Source organism: Parapedobacter sp. 2B3, assembly GCF_041925275.1.
GTDB lineage: Bacteria > Bacteroidota > Bacteroidia > Sphingobacteriales > Sphingobacteriaceae > Parapedobacter > Parapedobacter pyrenivorans_A.
The window spans coordinates 175,426-194,345 of the sequence record NZ_JBHEUZ010000012.1 but is presented as its reverse complement, the minus strand read 5'-3'; the positions used below and the strand labels follow the sequence as shown (position 1 = coordinate 194,345).

The window sequence follows — 18,920 nt, the reverse complement described above, 5'->3', positions numbered from 1 at the left end:
TTTCATGATTTAAATATACTGAAAATCAAGCTAATATCAAATGTTATTTCAAATCAATGAGTTTTTAGAGGTGCCCTAAATAATAAACGCCATGAAAACAATGATTCAAAAAGCCGTATGGTTGTTCCTTATCGCCGTAGCCTTTACGTCCTGCGAAAAAGACGACGATTGTGATCCCACTGATGAAGAAAGCCCCTGCTATGTTGGACCACCAAGTGGCGCCAAAGGAGATATGCTTTTGCTTACCGAGCAGAAAATTAACGGTAAAACAGTTGCAACGTATGAATACGACGACCAGAATAGGATGATCCGTAACTATCCCTACGACGCAGATGGGGTAAATAACATAACGATATCACACACTTACAATGCCAACGGACTATTAACAATCACGAATTTTGTCAATCAAGACGGCGAAAACTTCTTAAGAGAGGAATATACCTACGGGGGCGGGGATAAACCGGTATCGATGGTACAGACGCAGCCAAACCTATCTGACGGCACGCCTATTGATTGGCAATTTACGTATAGCAATAATCGCCTGGCCAGCGAAACGGCTATTCCAAGAGATGAGGATGCGTTGGTTATAACGATGACTTATACCTATGATAACGAAGGTAATCTGGTGTCGTGGGAACAAATGGCCGACGGCGAATGGCTCACAACCCTTGAATATGGGGACTATGATGATCGGGCTTTTATAGCCAAATATGGAAATCCTTATTTTTGGAAAGCCGGCAATTCCAATGCCAACAACCCTCGGACTGAAAAGACAACTTCGCAGGCCCCGAGTGCAAATAAAGACGTAGTCATCACGTACACTTATAACAATGCCGGTTACCCCACAAAGGCTGCCGTCTATAACAGGGGTTCTGATGTGGTGGTGGAAACCCGCGAGTACAATTACAAAAAAGCTAACTAGTATCACTCATGAAATCAATCATTCAAAAAATCGTGAAAAAAACCATTTTCATTTTCCTGTCCATGGCGATAGCCTCGGCGGTAAACGCACAGCCCTTTCAAAAAGGAACAACAGCGGCCAATGCCGGCATCGGACTGGGGACCGCCTTGGGTGGGCTCGGTAAGGCTCGGCCAGCCATCAGTGTTTCTGTCGACCATGGTCTTTGGGACATCGGCGGGCCGGGTGTCATCAGCCTGGGTGGCTACCTCGGGAATACCGGCTACAAATACACGGACGCCGGATACACTGCGAAATGGAATTACATCGTTGTCGGCGCACGTGGCGCTTACCATTATAACGGATTCACGGACCTGCCGAACCTGGATGTATATGGCGGTGCCATGCTGGCGTACAACATCGTTAAATATAAAACGGAAGGGGGTGGCGCCGATTTAAGCAACAATTACGGCAGCGGCATTGGCCTTTCCGGCTTCCTGGGAGGACGATGGTTCTTTACGGATAATATAGGTGCCTACGCCGAATTGGGGTATGGTGTTTCGGTTTTGGCGGTAGGCGTGACGTTTAAATTCTGATCGCAAATGGCTGCACATCCATACATCAGACATACAAAACGTACACAAAAAAAGGCGTCCCGCCGATGGCGGGACACCTTTTGATTTACAATCAACTTAAACTATATTCGATTAAAATGGCAAATCGTCGTCTTTCCCATCATCGGCAGAAATATCAACCGTGGGGGGCGTAGCCACCTGGTGTGCTGCTCCGGCTTGTCCAGTCGCTACCGGCTCGGCAGTCACTTTGGCCACCCGCCACGCCACCAATGAATTAAAGTAACTCGTTACACCATCCTTATTCGTCCACGGGCGCCCACGTAGATTGAACGACACCTCCACCTCATCACCCACATTCAGGCTGTCGAACAACGTCGTCCGGTCTTGGGTGGCTTCAAAACGGATATACTCGACAAATTGCGGATTTTCCGCATATTGCACGATTAAATCCCGCTTCTTGAATGAGTCTGTAACTTGCTGCACATCGCCAATTTCGTGTACTTTTCCTCGTATTTCCATCACTTTTTCTTTTTACCAAAACCTAACCAAGCATGTATACCCGCCAAGCTCTGCCGTTCCGGCTACTACAATTACCTATGATTAATGAAATGGTAAAATTAGGTATTTTTTGCTTATGATAATACCTACCTTTGCCAAAATCTTATGGAAGTTTTCAACACCCCGCGGAAAGTCATCATTACCTGCAACAGAAGATTGTCGCCCTACCTACAGGCGGAAGTGCGGCAGCTAGGCTTCGACATCAAACGTGGTTTTGCCACCGGTGCAGAGCTCTTCGCTACGGTCAATGATTGCATACGGCTAAACCTGAATCTGCATTGTGCCAGCCAGGTGCTCTATTCGTTAGCAGCCTTTCCTGCACGCAATCCCGACGACCTTTACAAAGCATTATCGAGCATCGCGTGGGAGGAACTGATTGCATTTGACGGGTATGTTTCCGTTACATCCAACGTAAACAACCCCACCATTACCACGCCCCTATTTGCCAACTTGAAAGTAAAGGATGCGATTGCCGACCGTATTAAAGCCAAAAAGGGCCTTCGCCCGGATAGCGGTCCCGACCAGCATAAAACCGTGGTGCATCTTTATTGGCAGGATGACGAGGCGGAAATCTTTCTCGACACATCGGGAGAAACACTGGCAAAACATAGCTACCGCAAGCACCCGGGCAAAGCGCCGATGCTGGAAGCACTGGCTGCCGGCGTGATTTACGCTACGGCATGGGAGGGCCAGTCAGCTTTCGTGAACCCTATGTGCGGATCGGGCACGCTCGCCATTGAGGCGGCACTCATCGCCACCAATCGCAAGCCCGGCCTGTTCCGGATGAACTATGCCTTTATGCACATCCTTGGCTATGACGAACAGGTGTTCTTTGCCGAAAGGCGGCGGCTGAAAGACCAGGTAAACAAGAAGCCTACGGCAACCATCATCGCTTCAGATCTATCCAGGGAGGCTGTTGACATTGCGCGGGCAAACGCCAAAACGGCAGGGGTGGACCAGTTGATCGACTTCCACGTGTGTGATTTTGCCGAAACACCGCTTCCCGACGGACCGGGAGTAGTGGTATTCAATCCGGAATATGGGGAGCGGATGGGTGTGCACACCAAACTCGAAGCCACCTACAGCCGTATCGGCGACTTCCTGAAACAACGATGCGGTGGTAAACGCGGATATGTGTTTACCGGAAACCCGGACCTGGCCAAAAAGATTGGCTTACACACCTCGCGTAGGGTCGAGTTTTACAACGGCAAACTTGATTGTCGCCTGCTCGAATACGAAATTTATGAAGGTACCCGCCGACCGCGGGAGGAACACACGGACTGATGCAGGCGTACATCGACCAAACGGCACAATTTGTACGTAAGCAGCTCGCCCAGGCGGAAGCAGGCCACGATTGGTGGCATATCCTACGGGTATGGAACCAAGTAAAGTTGCTGTTGCAGCATGAACAAGCTGACCGATTGGTCTGTGAACTGGCCGCATTATTACATGACATTGCCGACAGTAAGTTCCACGACGGCGATGAAACCATCGGCCCACGGATAGCGGGTGAGTTCCTCAATAGCATCGGCGTGGATGCCTGTGTGGTAAACCACGTGGAGGATATTATCAAAAACATGTCGTACAAAGCCAGCTTAGGCCAGGTATCTTTCCATTCCAAGGAACTCGAAATCGTGCAGGATGCCGATCGATTGGATGCCATCGGCGCAATTGGCATTGCACGTGCTTTCCATTACGGCGGATTTAAAAACAGGGAACTATACAACCCGAGCGTCTTGCCTACGTCCAACCAAGATAAAGAGGCTTACAAAAACAGTACGGCTCCTACCATCAACCATTTTTATGAAAAGCTACTGCTCCTGAAAGCCAAAATGAATACAGCCACCGCAAAACGGGTAGCCGAAGAGCGGCATCAATTCATGGAACAATACCTTGCGCAGTTTTACCGGGAATGGGGAGCGGCTACCCCTTAAAAGTTATACATATCCACCCATCACCATCATCGCGGCATCCCGGGCCACACGTTGATTATATTCGTCGGTCATGCTCTTGTGGTTAATGAGGTCCACGATGGTGCCTATCCAGCAAAAACCGATCGTGAGGAAATAGATGATTCCCATAGCTACCTGATTCATCACAAACCGTTGGATGCCGGCAAAGCCAAGGAAACCCAGCAGCGTAAACAACAGGATGTCCTGGGCATTTTTCCTTTTACTATCATAGATGAACACAAAGTGCTTTGTTTGCTCTTCAGTAAACGTTTTGGTGGTGTGCTCCAAGTACATCAGCTCTTCAGGGGAAATACCCCTGATGGTCATCAGTATATTACGGTTGCTCATAATGGTAAGTTTTAATCCAGTTATTGTATGTTCTTTTTGATAAGCTATAAATCCGATGTACGATGACCAAAAAAGCGGGGATTCCCAACCAATGCATCCGTATCGACTCCTGTAATTCTCCGTGCATGAGGAGTGCGATGGACCTTCCCAACCCACAACCAGGGCACCACGTGATCCCTAAATTATCCAACGGGCACAGCGACAGATGATGCACATGCGGGTTGGAAAAATAAAGCAAGAACAGCGCTGATATCCAACACATCCACTCGATGGGCCACTTTGAAAACGAGTACCTGCCGTACATTTCCATTAGGATGCTTAATTGCTGATAAAGTTACAATAGATTTCTAAATTATCACCCACCCAATTTCAACCCTTTAATAAAATGTTTACCTTTAACGCGGCTAGTCAAGTTGATTAGTACGTAGCTTATTTCATAAAAACAAAACATGAAACCCGTTATCCGTATTTTCTTCACGTTAATCGCTTGTACCATGTGGCTCCTATCTTCTGCCCAATCCGTAAGCCAGGTCATTGCCCATCGCGGTGCTTGGAAAGTGGAAGGCGTTCCACAAAACTCCATCGCCTCTTTACAGGGTGCTATCAAATTGAAATGCGCGGGCACTGAGTTTGATGTACACCTCACCAAAGATGATGTACTGGTGGTCAACCACGACAACGATTTTTACGGCATCGATATCGGTACGGCTACCTACGCGGAATTGTTGGCCAAAAAACATCCCAACGGCGAAGCTATTCCAACGGCTGAAGCCTACCTACGCGAAGGGATGAAGCACAAAGAAACGAAGCTCATTTTCGAACTGAAAACTTCCAAGCTGGGCAAGGAACGTACCCTTCATTCGGCCGACCTATCGGTCGAACTTGTCAAACGCTTGGGTGCTGAGAAATATGTGGAATATATTGCGTTTGACTATGATGCCTGCAAGCGCATCATAGAGCTTGATCCGAAGGCTAAGGTCTATTACCTCAACGGTGACGTCGCGCCGGCGCAAGCCAAGCAAGATGGTTTTGCGGGCTTGGATTACCACTTCAGCGTATTCAAGAAAAACCCTACGTGGATTAAAGAAGCGCATGGCCTAGGGCTCGCTATCAACGCTTGGACAGTCAATACCGAAGACGAAATGCGCAATCTGTTGAGCCAACGTGTGGAGTTCATCACCACGGATGAGCCAGCGCTGTTGTTTGATGTTATTAAACGAGCAAAGAAGGAAAATGTCGCCCGGCAGTTCAACGTAGCCACCTATAATATCAGGTACGATGCCGCCAGCGATACGGGTAACCTCTGGAAAGATCGGTCACCCCACCTGGCACAGCTGATCAAGTTCCACGGATTCGACATCTTCGGTACGCAAGAAGGCCTCAAACATCAACTCGAGGGACTCTCTACCCTGCTGCCGGGATACCAATACATCGGCGTCGGCCGGGACGACGGTAAAGAAGGGGGGGAACATGCGGCCATTTTTTTCCGGTCCGACCGATTCGAAGCAGTGAAGCAAGGCAACTTCTGGCTCGCCGAAAACACAGAAATACCCAATAAAGGATGGGATGCCGTATTGCCACGGATCTGTACCTGGGGATTGTTCAAAGATAAACAGACAGGTTTTGAATTTTTCTTGTTCAATGCACACTTTGACCATATCGGGGTGGAGGCACGCAAGGAAAGCGCCAAACTGATCGTCGAGAAAGCACATGCATTGGGTGCCGGCATTCCGATGATCATTATGGGTGATTTCAATGTGGACCAACACAACGAAAGCTACCGTGTACTCAACGAGGGTGGTGAAGTAACCGATGCATATGAGCTAGCAGAATTGCGATATGCGCCCAGCACAACGTTTAACGGCTTCAATGTGAAGAGAGGGGGTGATAGCCGTATTGACCATATCTTCCTGTCCAAGCCGTTTCGCGTTATCAGGTATGGTATTCTTACAGACAGTTACGGGGGGAAAACCCCGTCCGACCATTTTCCGGTAATGGCAACGGTGCGTTACGAAAAGGATTAAATTCCCAACATCAAAAATATCATTCCATGAATGGCTTAAAAACACTTTCGCTTGCATCCTGTTTACTGCTGTTCACGCAGTGTGATACACTGAGCCAATTGCCCACGGGCAGCAGCCCCTCCGGGTCGGCAACGTCAAGCAGCAGCTCGCCAACGTCGGTGAGTTCGAGTGAGGCCGCCTCCGGCATCAAGCAAGCGTTAAGCCAAGGCTTGGACCGGAGCATCAAGTCATTGTCAGTTACCGATGGATTCTTGGGCAACGTTGCCGTGAAGATACTCATGCCGCCCGAAGCCCAGAAAATAGAAAACGCACTCCGCACAGTCGGGCTAGGTTCACTCTGCGACAACCTTATCAAAAGTCTCAACCGGGCGGCAGAGGGTGCCGTGGAAGAGGCTGCACCGGTTTTCGTGTCTGCACTTTCCAAATTGACCATACGCGATGCCACCAACATTCTACTGAGTGGTCAGCAAGATGCCGCCACCCAATTTTTCAAACGTACCACCACCGATGAGCTGGCCAAACGGTTCAGCCCCATTGTGGAGGGAGCGCTCGGCAAGCATAATGTAGCACAATATTGGGCGGCGGCGGTGTCGCAGTACAACCAGCTCCCGCTTGTTAATGAAAAAATAGAAACCGATTTAACGAAATACGTTACCGGAAAAGCGATCGATGGGCTGTTCCACCAGGTGGCACAGGAAGAGTCCAAGATACGTGACAATTTGGGTGGTACCCGTACCACGCCCTTGCTACAGAAGGTATTTGGCTACGCCGATAAACAAAAAAACTAATCGATCGCACCGTGAAGACGTTTCTCATCCCCGTCGACTTCTCCGATGTGTCGTACACCGCGGCGCAATACGCGGTCGACATGGCCGGCCATCTCCGTGCAAGGAACGTCATCTTCTATCACTCGTATGCCCATCGGCCCCCGCAAGGTTTTGACGACCAAGCCGGGTATGAGTCATCTACCCTCCGCCACCTGGAAAAAATGGCCGCGAAGCTACGCGTGCCACCTGGCTTGTCGACCGATGGCTTTATATTTTTTACAGATGACAAAACGGTCGAAGCGGGCGTGGGGGCCATCGTAGACCAATACGCGGTATCCCTGATCGTTATGGGCATTGCCGGTCTATCAGACATCGAAAACACGTTAATCGGCCATAATACCTTGGCCGTAGCCAAGTCAGGTGCTGCACCGTTACTTATCGTACCCCGAGATCATGATTTCAAGCCTATAGACAACGTGGTCTACGCCACAGACCTTAAGGATGTACGGCATGTAACGCCCGTGGAAAGCATCGTGCGGTTGACCAGCCAATTAGCGGCATCCCTCCATATTGTCCACGTAGATCCAGCCACACGGGGGCAAACACCGGATAAACTACAGGGCAAGGATGAACTACTCGGAATGCTCGGTGTGGTAGACCCCGTTTTTGAAGTGGTGGGAGAAGCCCGCGATAAGGCCGATGGCATCTTTGAATACGTAAAGATGCACCAAATCGACCTCATCCTGATGGCATCACGGAATTATGGCTTCTTCGAAAGGCTATTCCACAGCAGTGTCAGCAAAAAGCTCCTCAACATCGCCGATGTGCCCATGGTATTATTGAAGAACAAGCCGGTGGGTTAGTAAAACCAATCTGCCGCTACCGTGTTTATGCATGGGAGAACACTGATAAGTGCATTACGACTATAGTTACCTATCAAAGCAAACTTAGCGTCGCGATCTCATTGATGCCGAAAAAAAAATAATTAAAATATCAATACTTTATCTAAGTTTGAATATGCTTACTATCTTAACCCAACGCAACAGCATCGCCAACCATTTCCTCGCCGAATTGCGGAATAGCGAGGTACAGCAAGACCGTATGCGTTTCCGGCGCAACCTGGAACGATTGGGTGAGCTATTTGCCTACGAGATCAGCAAGACCTTCACTTATGAGCCTGTGGAAGTGGAAACACCACTCGGCATCGCGGAGACCTCGCTCCTCGCCGAACAACCTGTATTGGCAACCATCCTGCGGGCGGGTGTGGCCATGCACCAGGGCATGCTGAACGTGTTCGACCAAGCCGATAGCACGTTCATCGGGGCTTACCGTAAAACCAAGAAAAGCGGCGCCTTCGAAATCCGCAAAGAATATGTAAGCAGCGTAAATCTCAATAACCGCATCGTTATCCTGGCAGACCCCATGCTTGCCACAGGCAGGACCATGGTACTTACCTGCAAAGAACTGCTGGATGACTTCGACATCAAGTCGCTGATTATCGTTACTGCCATCGCCAGCGAAGAAGGCATCGCTCATGTGCAGGCTTTCCTGCCCCAAGCCCAACTGTGGGTGGGAGACGTAGACAGCGAACTTACCAGCAAGGCGTATATTGTGCCGGGCTTGGGCGATGCGGGGGATTTGGCTTATGGCGCGAAAGAAAAATAACGCCATGAAGCAGCCCGCCCTACTCCTATCCGTTATTTTTGTGGTCCTATTTGCCGGTTGCCGAAAATTAGCGTTTTACGGCGATACGTTCTACACGGTGAGGGGTAAAATCGTAGACGCCGCTAATCAGCCCGTGGCCAACCTGCCTTTGGTACTTTATGCTGTGGGCGCCGAGTTTTCACTTGCGCCGCCGGGTGGGACACGCCAAGTACGCCAGTTGTCGGCCAACGGCATGACCGGAGCGGATGGCGTATTCCGGCTCATCTTCCCGAAATCAAATGGACAACATGCATTAATATTAGAAAACTATCAGGTTATCGACTCGTTGGAAGGCTCGCTGTGCGCAACTTGCGTAGAAGTGGATATCAAAGCTGCACGCGATTATCTTATTGAAATAGCACCTATCCGAGTTGGGCTACCATGAAAGTTGCACGGTTCCTTTTTTTATATCCCTTTTCCCTATCCTTGCATACAGTCAGCAGCATGATGCACAACCGGAGAAAACCCTGTTTTGGGGGCCGACGGTCGGCCATCCGGTATTTGCCGGCAACAACTTCTTAAATCACAGCTACACCCACCGCCCTTCCATCTCGCTCGAACTGGGTGTGAATATCTACCGTAATTTCGGATTGAGTGCTTCCGTGCGTTACCATGGGGCAGGCTTACAGACCACCCAATACGTGGGAAATAGCAAACGTGGGGGGATCACCGAAGGGGGGATATTCGCATTTTATCTGATCCCCATCAGCGACCACTGGCATTTTGTACCGAAAGTCGGGGTGGCTACGTTTCATCTGACCAATCGCATGGCAAGTGACCATAGCGAAAATTACCGATATACCTCAGAAGGTGAAATCTACCTGCTACGCCCGGAAATGCATTACTTTTTCAACCAACGCATCAGTCTTTTTTCTTCGCTTGAATACGGTTACGTGGATTTATCACGTATTCAAGTAACCCGTGAGCTGCGCCATTTGTATCGAGCATCCCACCAATTCCACCTTTCAGTGGGCGTAAGACTGTGGACATCCAAACGCTAGACACCCGCCTCCGGTGAGGGACTCACTGTTAAAAACCGCTCAGGTGTTAATAAAAACTTCACACTAAGTTATTGGTATTAAGGGTCTTTTATCTTTACCTTTAACTCGCTTTCATTAGCGTTCTTTTCCGTATCGTTCATTAATCCCAATTTTATGACTTGGAAAAAATTCAGTGGCGAACCCATACGCCAACCCATTCTTGACGAGGTATCCACTACCATTGCCCGCGAATACGCTTTGGGCAACAAGCTCAAAGTCTGCATTGGCACCGACTCGCAGGTAAAGAGTAGCATTACCGATTTCGCTACCGTTATCGTTTTCGTACGCGAAGGAAAAGGTGGTTTCATGTACATCCATCAAGACCGTACCAGCTTAAAAATGAGCATCAAAGAACGCATGCTTGCCGAAGTGCAACGTTCCATTGAAATCGCTTATGCACTCTGCGACTTGCTGGATAGGTACCATGTAGACCTCGAAGTACATGCTGACATCAACACGAATCCCATGTTCAAATCAAACCAGGCATTGCACGATGCCATGGGCTATATTTTGAGTATGGGCTTTGTATTCAAGGCAAAGCCCGAGGCATTTGCGAGTTCGGCCTGTGCGAATAAGATGGTGCAGTAAGCCATTGAAATAACAAACGTAACGGATAAAATAAAGGGCGTTGCCCTACGAAAATAAAAATGGAGATTTTCTTTTGGTCGTTTAAATCCAATCATTACCTTTGCAATAGGTTTAGGTTGATAGCCCCTAATCCCATTGGGGCGGATCCGTCTCGTTTTAAACGAGACGGATTTTTTTTACACACGCTGTTAGTCTCGCCAAAAGAATAGGATACTACTACCCCTGCTTCAATTGGTTCACCGCGTAATCCACGGCACGGGCCGCTAACGCCATGTAGGTAAGCGTGGGATTCTGCGTTGCCGTGGAGGTCATGCATGCGCCGTCTGTTACGTAGACATTCTGGCACAGATGCAGCTGGTTCCATTTGTTCAGCAACGAGGTCTTCGGATCGTGGCCCATGCGTATGCCCCCCATCTCATGGATATCGTTACCGGGTCGGCGGCCGTCATCCTGGGTCTTGATGTTGGTAAAGCCAGCAGACTCATACATCTCCGCCATCCGGTCATAATAATCCTGTCGCCGTTTCCAGTCGTCATCGGCATAGTCAACCGATACATGCAACAACGGCATCCCCCATTTGTCTTTCCTATCTGCATCGAGCCACACGCGGTTATGTTCTTTGGGGATGGTCTCTGCCATCATGTGGGAACCCACCCGCCAATTGCTCCACGTGCTGTTGAGCAATCCATGCTTGAGCACCTGGCCCACGCCGCTGCTATCCCTGTTTTCATACCGGCTGGCACTGAATGCCGCCGCCCAACCGCGGAGAAAATCGGTTTCCTGTTTTTCCACATTCCTGAAGTTGGGGATATAACCACCGCCGGCTGGATTCCTGCCATCCGTCCGATACTGGAGCAAGCCGTCGTATTCGGCACTGATCCGCGCCGTATAATTATGGAAGGCGACAAACTTGCCCATCAATCCGTTGTCGTTGCCCAGTCCATCCGGGAAACGGCTAGAAACCGAGTTGAGCAAGATGAGGTTCGTATTCAACGTCGATGCGTTCACGAAAATGACCTTGGCGTAAAAATCAATCTCTTCCAATGAATCGGTATCGATGACCTTCACCCCTACCGCCCTGCCTAGCGCCTCGTCATACAACACCGAATGGGCCACCGAATGGGGACGGAGCGTCAGGTTACCTGTTTTCTGTGCCCACGGTATGGTAGACGAGTTACTGCTGAAATAACCACCGAACGGGCATCCACGCTGGCATAGTTTCCGGTTTTGGCACTGCACACGTCCCTGTTGGATATGGATGGGCTGTGGTTGCGACAGGTGTGCACAGCGCGCGCTGATGACATGTCGCCCTTTGTAGTGGAGATTCATTGCATTCCGGAAATGGTCCTCTACCGCATTGAGGGGATAACCCGGCAGGAATTCCCCGTCGGGCAACGTTGCGAGGCCATCCCTGTTTCCGGCGATACCGACAAAGCGCTCCACATGGCTGTACCACGGCGCGATATCCGCGGACCGGATGGGCCAATCCACGGCAAAACCGTCGCGGGCAGGTCCCTCGAAATCGTATTCGCTCCACCGCTGTGTCTGCCGCGCCCACAACAGGGATTTGCCACCTACCTGATAGCCCCTGATCCAGTCGAACTCTTTCTCCTGTACGTATGGGTGCTCATCATCCTTTACAAAAAAATGCTGGGAATCTTCTTTATAGGCGTAGCACCTGTTGGCAATGGGATTGGCCTGCTTATCTGCATGGGTGGTTTCCCCGCGATGCTCAAACTCGTATGGATAAAGGTTTGTGGTGGGGTAGTCTTTCACATGGACCACATCGCGGCCACGCTCCAAGAGCAAGGTCTTCAATCCCCTTTCCGTCAGTTCCTTCGCTGCCCAACCGCCGCTTGCACCCGACCCGATGACAATGGCATCAAACGTACGCTCCTTTATGCTATCTATCGCAAGGTTTGCCATGTTTATCACCTTTCTATTTTGCTGTTATACCATCGGCTTTCTCCATCGGGAAATAACCATCATATCGCCCCGGCACCAACTCGTACTTGACCAGGTTTGTCATCACGTATTTCGAGTTCATGTAGCCCTGGATAGCACGCCTTTTTACGAGCGAGAAAAACTTACCCACCAAATCACCGGCATCGTCGATACGTGCCAGCAAGGTCTCACGTTTTTCCTTTTCCGCATCCTTGAATTCAACGCTAAGTTCCTTCCTCGCCCAGCCGGTGAATACCCTCAACCCTTCGGCAAAAGATTGCTGGTCTTCCGGGCCGTGGCAATCATCAACCATTTTCAGCACGAAAAGATGCAGTAAAAGCGCTTTCCCTCCCGGGTTATCCGTTGCCGGGATAAGCGTTTCAACAAGCGTTTCCAGCATTGCCTCATCTGCATCGCTGACCACCAAATGGGTCAGCTCAATGGTGGTTCGCCCGGATTGCCGGAAACAGGCTGGAAGTACCAGCGTACCCCCCGCTATATATAGCATCGTACGTATGGAAGCTCTACGGTCCATATTTCTATCAAATTAATTTGCCGGTAATGCGAGTACCTGCTTTTCTGCCAATAATTCTCTTTCAAGTGTTGCATATGCCACAGCCTGCACATCCGTTCCGCTGTCAATGGCCAGTGAGGCCGCCAACGCCGCGCTTTGGCCGAGTATCATGAATACGGGTTCCATACGGATGCTACCGAAAGCAATATGCGAGCTCGACACACATACAGGCACCAACAGATTCGAACATTCTTCCTTCTTGGGCACCAATGAACCGTACGAAATCTGATAGGGATGTTTGGGGTGTACGCCAATGTCTCCCTCGTTCTGCACGTGTCCATCGGGCTTCACATAGCGTTGTACATTATGCGAATCCAACGTGTAGGATCCCATGCCCACCGGGTCTACGACTTCCCGGTCGCTGAATGTATCATGCTCGGTCATTACGTATTGCCCCACCATCCGCCGCGCTTCGCGTATATAGAGTTGGTGCGGCCAGTTGCCATTGTCTACAAATTCATCTTTAGCCAGCCCCCACTGCGCCATGGCCTCCCGTACGTCTGCTGGCACCTTCGGATCGTTCGCCAGAAAGTACATCAGCCCCTTTTGGTAATCTTCGTGTTCCTTTATGATTTCCTGTCGGCGCTCGTAGGTGGCTTCCGGGTAGTCGTAATTCATCCCGATGAAATCCGTACTGAAGGGTCCATGGTTATTCGTATCCGTTTTCCGGTTAGGTATCGGGTCAAATTTATGGAACGTCTCGCGCCAGCCGGAGGCAAACACCCGGGCCAGTAGCTCGTAGTGTTCGGGGTTGTAATTGTCAGGCTTGGGGAAAGCAACCTTATTATCCGGGTGATTGCTCAGGCACATCCGAAAACAGTAAGCCTGCAGGCGATGGTCCCCCGCCCCATACTCACCCGGATTTTCGGCGGACACACCATACAGCAAACCACTGGTAGTATCTCCGGGCACCTTGTAAGGGCTAAGGTCACTTTTGAACCAGTGGCCGTGGTGCAGCACACCCGTCTGTACGCCATTCCACTTTTCGCCATATACATGGTTTGCCTCCCTGCCCACATGGTAGCTCACCCCGGCGGCGGCCATGAGGTCGCCCTCGTAGGTCGCATCGATAAAAACTTTGCCTTTATAAGTGCCGCCGCTCAGCGTGGTAATAGAAACGATGCGACCGGCCCGCTTCTTTACACCGCCACTACGGTCGAGCCATTCGTCTCTGCGGACGTCGATTTCGTATTCTTTCACATAATCTTCGAAGACCTGTTCGGCTACGTGCGGTTCGAATATCCACATTGTTCGCTCGTTGCCATCCATGGCCGGCGTGCCCTGGCCCTTATTGCCGTACTCCGAATGTTGCTGCCACCGCCAAGCCGCGCTATCTTGGTAATGCTGGTACACGCGATGGTAAAAGTCGCGAGCCAAGCCGCCGATTACCGACTTATCGCCCGTATCGGTAAAACCCAAGCCACCCGAAGACAGTCCGCCTAGGTGCTTATCGGGCGAAACAACAATAACCGACTTGCCCGATTTGATCGCTTGCACCGCGGCGGTGATGGCCGCTGACGTGCCTCCGTAGATAACCAGGTCGGCTTGGTTTTCATTCGATGACTTGCTGCTACAGGTGGTTAGCAAAATAAGTGCAACAACATACGCAGATAAGGCTCTCATTGGTTTATTTGTCATTCGTCGTCTTTTCAGACTTCAAACTTAACATTTTCAAACATATGGAGCGACAATTTCTTTGGCTGTTTTGCTAGCTAGCCTCCGCCCCGGATACGCTGCTGCACTTCTTCGGAACCCGCCCGGCGTTCGCGAATTTTGATTTCCTGACCAAAACGGAAGCTGGCAGATACCGTCACCACGGACGCGCACACACAAATAATGGAAGGGTCGAGGCCGTCACAATCCGTCTGTTGGATATGCCTCCTGTACGAAAGCTGGATGGTTCGATCTTGGAAATCAGACAACAGAAACTGATCTACCGAATAATTTGGCGTACGTATAATCCATTTCGGCCGGCCACTATTAATCGCCGCTTTTCGTATTTTTGTCTGGCATGAAATCATTTTTCGAAGAACTATTTAGGTATAACCGGCATTGCAACCAGCAATTAGCCGAGATTTTCCAACGCGAATCAATGGCTGTAGATGCAAAATCTATTGCTCTATTCAGCCATTTAGTGAATGCGCACCACATTTGGAACTGCCGTATATTGGGAAGAAAAACGGAATACGGCGTATGGGATGATCACTCCATCGATATATCGGCGGCGATAGACCGGCTCAACCACGAGGAGACTTGCGGCATTCTCGCCACGTGCAACCTTGCTAACAACATTGCGTACCAAACCACAACCGGAAAACCATTCGTCAATACAATACAGGACACCTTATTCCACGTCATTAACCACTCGACCTACCACCGGGGGCAGGTAGCCTTGCTGTTCAGGCAGAACGGAATCGAACCGTTGGTCACAGACTATATACGCTATAAACAATAAGTCATCACAGCCCGAGGGACGTCCTACCGCTTTAGCCGCTCCTTGAATACCTTCTTAAACTTTTCCAACTTAGGAACGATCACGTATTGGCAATATGCTTGCTGCGGGTTGAGGTTGTAGTAATTTTGGTGGTAGTCTTCGGCAATGTAGAAATCGCCATAGGGTTCCAGCTTGGTTACGATGGGTCCATCGTAAACCTTCTCTTCCGTGAGCCGCCGGATGTAATATTCGGCTTTTTCTTTCTCGGCGTCGTCGTGGTAAAAAATGGCCGACCGGTATTGGGTGCCGATGTCATTGCCCTGGCGATTGAGCTGCGTAGGGTCGTGGGCAATGAAAAACGCTTCGAGCAACTCATCATACGAAATCTCAGCCGGCCGATACACCACATTGATGGCTTCGGCATGGCCCGTTCGACCTGAGGTAACCTGTTTATAGGTTGGGTGGGCTACATTACCGCCGGTATAGCCGGAAATAACGGTATCCACACCGGCCAATTGCTGGAATTGGGCTTCGGTACACCAAAAGCAGCCGCCGGCAAACGTGGCGGTATCAACACCAGCCAATGAATCCACACTGTCTGTGAACAATTGCGTCTGGTTGGTCTTCGAGTCGGTGGCCTGCAAACAGGCGGATTGCAACATCACACCGCTCATCAGTAAAAACAATAACCTCATCATCTGGGTTCCTTTCTTTAAACAAAGATACAAAGGTCCGGCCGGTATCTCAAGTCACCGTCAGTACGATTTTCCCGAACTGCACGGATCGGTCCATTTGGCGAAGCGCCGTCTCCGCTTCTTCCAATGGATACGTGGCATGGATTACCGGTGCGGCACGATGTCGGTCCACAAATGCCAACATCGCAGCAAAATCAGCCTGCGAGCCCATCGTGGTGCCGAGTAGGGAAAGTTGTTTCCAGAACAATTTCCGTGCGTTCAACGCAGGGATATTACCGGCTGTACCGCCGAAAAAGACAATCCGGCCACCGGGGTTGGCCAGATCGGGGTAGTGCGCCGCGCCTTCGCCCAAAGCACTATCCACCACGATATCGAAGCCGCCGGCCTGCTCCTGCAATTGTTGCGGCCAGCCATCGTCGGTATATAAAACGCCGCCCGCGGCCCCCAAAGCCACGGCTTGCCCAATCTTGGCCGGCGTACTGGATGTAACGTATACCTTTGCACCGGCATGTAACGCCCATTGCAGCGCAAAGGTTGCCACACCCCCACCAGCACCGACAACCAGCACCTTCTCTCCGCCCCGCAGTCCTGCCCGCTGGAAGAGCGCCCGATATGCCGTAAGCCCGCCGAGGGGCAGTGCTGCCGCCTCTTCAAATGAAAGATGTGTTGGTTTTTCATGCAAATTGGCAACGGGAACACGTACAAACTCGGCAAAGGTGCCGTCTTCGGGCAACCCGAGGATGCTGAACGATTTTCCCTGAAACGCTTCGCTGCTTCCCCACCCCAGCGATGGATTGATTACGACTTCCCGGCCGACCCAATGGGTGGAACCATTGCTCCCAACTTGCTCCACCACGCCTGCCCCGTCCGATCCCAATATGATCGGGAACTTGAGCCCGGCATATTGCCCCTGCTGTATCCACCAGTCGCGCCGGTTCAACGCAGCGGCTTTGAGGCGTACCAAAGCCTCATCTTCTCGAATAGCAGGAATGGGCACTTCTTTTAAGACCAACGGTTCTTTTGCACCGTGAAGGACAATCGCTTTTTGGTTTACCATAAGACATTAGTTAGACACCGGATATGAGAGGCTAGACACCGCGCAGTAAAAAGGCGGCACATACGTTGAAATATGGCCGCCTTTTTTGTTCTTTTTACTTGCTATTTCGCGTCGGCATAGCGTTTGGCTACCGCATCCCAATCGATTACGTTGAAAATAGCCTCCAAGTATCCCGGACGCTTGTTTTGGTATTTCAAATAATACGCGTGCTCCCATACGTCGATACCCAAGATAGGCGTGCCTTTCACTTCAGCGATATCAAACAGGGGGTTATCCTGATTGGGGGTGGAGGTTACCTGTAATTTACCCGAACCATCCACCACAAGCCACGCCCAGCCCGAGCCGAAGCGTGTAGCACCGGCTTCCTGCAATTTTTTCTTCAACTCATCAAACGAACCGAAAGCTTCGTCGATAGCAGCAGCCAAATCGCCTGAGGGCGTACCCCCACCATTTGCTGACAGGACGGTCCAGAACAGGGAGTGATTGTAATGGCCACCGCCGTTGTTGCGCACGGCCCCGCTGTATTTAGAGATGTTTTTGCAGATATCTTCAATAGATAGGTTTTCTGCATCGGTGCCCGCAATCGCCTTGTTGAGGTTGTCCACATATGCCTGATGATGACGGCCGTGATGGATTTCCATGGTTTCTTTATCGATATGGGGTTCCAGTGCATCTGTGGCGTAAGGTAACGCCGGTAATTCAAAAGCCATAGTATGTGTTGTTTTATGTTAAAAATTAATAATATTCGTGTTGGACAAACTTAGTCAATGTTACAGATAAATGCAACCTTACCGCCGTCTTCACGCTGCCAAATACAATGATACCGGTGCATTGTTAACGTTTGTCGGTGCAGTTTTGTTTTTGGCAGCAGTTTCGGACCGCTAAGTAGCGCGTTTATTACGGAAAAATGACGTAACGAGCGCTGCGCACTCTTGCTCCAATATACCGTTGGTTACGGTTGTCTTAGGGTGTAGTACGTTGCTCCCAAATTTTGAAAATCCACGCTTTTCATCCAGTGCACCGAACACGATACGGTCGATTTGGGTCCAATAAGCCGCACCGGCACACATCACACAGGGCTCGATGGTAACGTACAAGGTGCAATCGCGCAGGTATTTCCCTCCCATATAACTCGCGGCAGCGGTAAATGCCTGCATCTCGGCATGGGCAGTGACATCGTTCAGCCGCTCGGTAAGGTTATGGCCACGGCCGATAATCCTTCCACCAGCAACGACCACGGCACCGATGGGCACTTCCCCTTGTTCCAATGCTTTCTCCGCTTCGCGGAGCGCCTCTTTCATATAAACCTCATCCGGTATGGCGTCACCGGAATCTTCAAAATTGATGTATTTCATTTAAGATTTGAGACGTGAGATATGAGACATGCAACACTAGCGCACTAGCCTGCCAACAAATGTCTTGTCAAATTAATTTGCTACCGTTAGGTACAGGCCGTTCCACCGTACTTAACACAATGTCGCCGTTTTCGTCTGCAAAACCGGTAACCAAGCATTCCGACATGAAATCGGCAATCTGCTTCTTCGGGAAATTGACCACGCCGATGATTTGTTTTCCCATCAATTCATCCCGGCCATAGTGTTTGGTGATCTGGGCACTGCTTTGCCGTATACCGATTTCGTTTCCGAAATCAATCGTAAGCTTATACGCTGGCTTCCGCGCTTTCGGAAATTCATCCGCTTGGATGATCGTACCGACACGCAGTTCCACCCTTTCGAAATCATGCCATGAGATTTCTTCCATT

24 protein-coding genes are annotated in these 18,920 nt (G+C 50.3%); 12 read left to right on the top strand and 12 right to left on the bottom strand.

From position 1 onward, the window contains the following. The first annotated feature begins 91 nt into the window (after nt 1-91). Both ACEVG1_RS14810 and ACEVG1_RS14805 read left to right on the top strand, forming a co-directional pair. The gene (locus ACEVG1_RS14810; protein WP_374744527.1) at nt 92-922 is read left to right on the top strand and encodes a hypothetical protein; all 831 of its coding nucleotides are present in this window, start codon (nt 92-94) and stop codon (nt 920-922) included. Between the two features lie 8 nt (nt 923-930). Next, nucleotides 931-1,494 carry a hypothetical protein gene (locus tag ACEVG1_RS14805; RefSeq protein WP_374744526.1) on the top strand — a complete coding sequence of 188 codons (564 nt, stop codon included), beginning with the start codon at nt 931-933 and terminating at the stop codon, nt 1,492-1,494. A gap of 111 nt (nt 1,495-1,605) precedes the next feature. Here the strand turns inward: ACEVG1_RS14805 and ACEVG1_RS14800 are convergent, their stop codons facing one another. Next, nucleotides 1,606-1,992 (bottom strand): DUF3127 domain-containing protein, encoded by a 387-nt coding sequence (locus ACEVG1_RS14800; RefSeq protein WP_374744525.1) that lies wholly within the window; start codon nt 1,990-1,992, stop codon nt 1,606-1,608. Nucleotides 1,993-2,136: 144 nt separating this feature from the next. On the opposite strand from ACEVG1_RS14800, the gene ACEVG1_RS14795 reads away from it, so the two are divergent. Beyond that, entirely contained in the window at nt 2,137-3,315 is a 1,179-nt protein-coding gene (locus ACEVG1_RS14795) for a class I SAM-dependent RNA methyltransferase (RefSeq protein ID WP_374744524.1), read from the top strand. Next, nucleotides 3,315-3,965 (top strand): HD domain-containing protein, encoded by a 651-nt coding sequence (locus ACEVG1_RS14790; RefSeq protein WP_374744523.1) that lies wholly within the window; start codon nt 3,315-3,317, stop codon nt 3,963-3,965. Before ACEVG1_RS14795 ends, ACEVG1_RS14790 begins: the two co-directional genes overlap by 1 nt. Before the next feature lie 3 nt (nt 3,966-3,968). Here the strand turns inward: ACEVG1_RS14790 and ACEVG1_RS14785 are convergent, their stop codons facing one another. Both ACEVG1_RS14785 and ACEVG1_RS14780 read right to left on the bottom strand, forming a co-directional pair. Next, nucleotides 3,969-4,331 (bottom strand): TM2 domain-containing protein, encoded by a 363-nt coding sequence (locus ACEVG1_RS14785; RefSeq protein ID WP_374744522.1) that lies wholly within the window; start codon nt 4,329-4,331, stop codon nt 3,969-3,971. Next, nucleotides 4,318-4,593, bottom strand: a complete 276-nt coding sequence (locus tag ACEVG1_RS14780) for a DUF2752 domain-containing protein (RefSeq protein ID WP_374744521.1) — start codon at nt 4,591-4,593, stop codon at nt 4,318-4,320. Before ACEVG1_RS14780 ends, ACEVG1_RS14785 begins: the two co-directional genes overlap by 14 nt. A 187-nt stretch (nt 4,594-4,780) precedes the next feature. Here ACEVG1_RS14780 and ACEVG1_RS14775 point away from each other — a divergent pair, with 187 nt between their 5' ends. From ACEVG1_RS14775 to ACEVG1_RS14745, 7 genes are all read left to right on the top strand, one after another. Next, complete coding sequence (locus ACEVG1_RS14775; RefSeq protein WP_374744520.1) at nt 4,781-6,355, top strand: glycerophosphodiester phosphodiesterase family protein; 1,575 nt, start codon at nt 4,781-4,783, stop codon at nt 6,353-6,355. 26 nt (nt 6,356-6,381) lie between these two features. Beyond that, nucleotides 6,382-7,143: a DUF4197 domain-containing protein gene (locus ACEVG1_RS14770; RefSeq protein WP_374744519.1), complete on the top strand. Its 762-nt coding sequence runs from the start codon at nt 6,382-6,384 to the stop codon at nt 7,141-7,143. 11 nt (nt 7,144-7,154) lie between these two features. Then, the gene (locus ACEVG1_RS14765) at nt 7,155-7,985 is read left to right on the top strand and encodes a universal stress protein (RefSeq protein WP_374744518.1); all 831 of its coding nucleotides are present in this window, start codon (nt 7,155-7,157) and stop codon (nt 7,983-7,985) included. 154 nt (nt 7,986-8,139) lie between these two features. Then, nucleotides 8,140-8,787 (top strand): uracil phosphoribosyltransferase, encoded by a 648-nt coding sequence (gene upp / locus ACEVG1_RS14760; protein WP_374744517.1) that lies wholly within the window; start codon nt 8,140-8,142, stop codon nt 8,785-8,787. Between the two features lie 4 nt (nt 8,788-8,791). Continuing rightward, the gene (locus ACEVG1_RS14755) at nt 8,792-9,211 is read left to right on the top strand and encodes a hypothetical protein (protein WP_374744516.1); all 420 of its coding nucleotides are present in this window, start codon (nt 8,792-8,794) and stop codon (nt 9,209-9,211) included. Next, nucleotides 9,198-9,827 carry a hypothetical protein gene (locus ACEVG1_RS14750; RefSeq protein ID WP_374744515.1) on the top strand — a complete coding sequence of 210 codons (630 nt, stop codon included), beginning with the start codon at nt 9,198-9,200 and terminating at the stop codon, nt 9,825-9,827. The genes ACEVG1_RS14755 and ACEVG1_RS14750 overlap by 14 nt, the downstream gene beginning before the upstream one ends. A gap of 153 nt (nt 9,828-9,980) precedes the next feature. After that, on the top strand, nt 9,981-10,454 hold the full coding sequence (locus ACEVG1_RS14745; RefSeq protein WP_374744514.1) for a ribonuclease H-like YkuK family protein: 474 nt from the start codon (nt 9,981-9,983) through the stop codon (nt 10,452-10,454). Between the two features lie 216 nt (nt 10,455-10,670). Here the strand turns inward: ACEVG1_RS14745 and ACEVG1_RS14740 are convergent, their stop codons facing one another. The 4 genes from ACEVG1_RS14740 to ACEVG1_RS14725 all read right to left on the bottom strand — a co-directional run bounded on the left by ACEVG1_RS14740 (nt 10,671) and on the right by ACEVG1_RS14725 (nt 14,993). Then, on the bottom strand, nt 10,671-12,380 hold the full coding sequence (locus ACEVG1_RS14740) for a GMC oxidoreductase (protein WP_374744513.1): 1,710 nt from the start codon (nt 12,378-12,380) through the stop codon (nt 10,671-10,673). A gap of 13 nt (nt 12,381-12,393) precedes the next feature. After that, nucleotides 12,394-12,933, bottom strand: coding sequence for a gluconate 2-dehydrogenase subunit 3 family protein (locus ACEVG1_RS14735; RefSeq protein WP_374744512.1), 540 nt, complete (start codon nt 12,931-12,933; stop codon nt 12,394-12,396). A 12-nt stretch (nt 12,934-12,945) separates the two neighbouring features. Then, the gene (locus ACEVG1_RS14730) at nt 12,946-14,595 is read right to left on the bottom strand and encodes an FAD-dependent oxidoreductase (protein ID WP_374744511.1); all 1,650 of its coding nucleotides are present in this window, start codon (nt 14,593-14,595) and stop codon (nt 12,946-12,948) included. A gap of 89 nt (nt 14,596-14,684) precedes the next feature. Then, entirely contained in the window at nt 14,685-14,993 is a 309-nt protein-coding gene (locus ACEVG1_RS14725; protein ID WP_374744510.1) for a hypothetical protein, read from the bottom strand. On the opposite strand from ACEVG1_RS14725, the gene ACEVG1_RS14720 reads away from it, so the two are divergent. Beyond that, nucleotides 14,984-15,427 (top strand): DinB family protein, encoded by a 444-nt coding sequence (locus tag ACEVG1_RS14720; RefSeq protein WP_374744509.1) that lies wholly within the window; start codon nt 14,984-14,986, stop codon nt 15,425-15,427. The two genes, ACEVG1_RS14725 and ACEVG1_RS14720, sit on opposite strands and share 10 nt — an antisense overlap. 23 nt (nt 15,428-15,450) lie before the next feature. On the opposite strand, the gene msrA is transcribed toward ACEVG1_RS14720, so the two are convergent. The 5 genes from msrA to ACEVG1_RS14695 all read right to left on the bottom strand — a co-directional run bounded on the left by msrA (nt 15,451) and on the right by ACEVG1_RS14695 (nt 18,919). Then, the gene (msrA, locus tag ACEVG1_RS14715; protein ID WP_374744508.1) at nt 15,451-16,104 is read right to left on the bottom strand and encodes a peptide-methionine (S)-S-oxide reductase MsrA; all 654 of its coding nucleotides are present in this window, start codon (nt 16,102-16,104) and stop codon (nt 15,451-15,453) included. Nucleotides 16,105-16,150: 46 nt separating this feature from the next. Further along, nucleotides 16,151-17,158, bottom strand: a complete 1,008-nt coding sequence (locus tag ACEVG1_RS14710; protein WP_374744507.1) for a zinc-binding dehydrogenase — start codon at nt 17,156-17,158, stop codon at nt 16,151-16,153. 101 nt (nt 17,159-17,259) lie between these two features. Beyond that, nucleotides 17,260-17,868 (bottom strand): superoxide dismutase, encoded by a 609-nt coding sequence (locus ACEVG1_RS14705; RefSeq protein WP_374744506.1) that lies wholly within the window; start codon nt 17,866-17,868, stop codon nt 17,260-17,262. A 171-nt stretch (nt 17,869-18,039) separates the two neighbouring features. Beyond that, on the bottom strand, nt 18,040-18,513 hold the full coding sequence (locus ACEVG1_RS14700; RefSeq protein ID WP_374744505.1) for a nucleoside deaminase: 474 nt from the start codon (nt 18,511-18,513) through the stop codon (nt 18,040-18,042). 67 nt (nt 18,514-18,580) lie between these two features. Further along, the gene (locus tag ACEVG1_RS14695) at nt 18,581-18,919 is read right to left on the bottom strand and encodes a tRNA-binding protein (RefSeq protein ID WP_374744504.1); all 339 of its coding nucleotides are present in this window, start codon (nt 18,917-18,919) and stop codon (nt 18,581-18,583) included. Between the last annotated feature and the right edge of the window lies 1 nt (nt 18,920).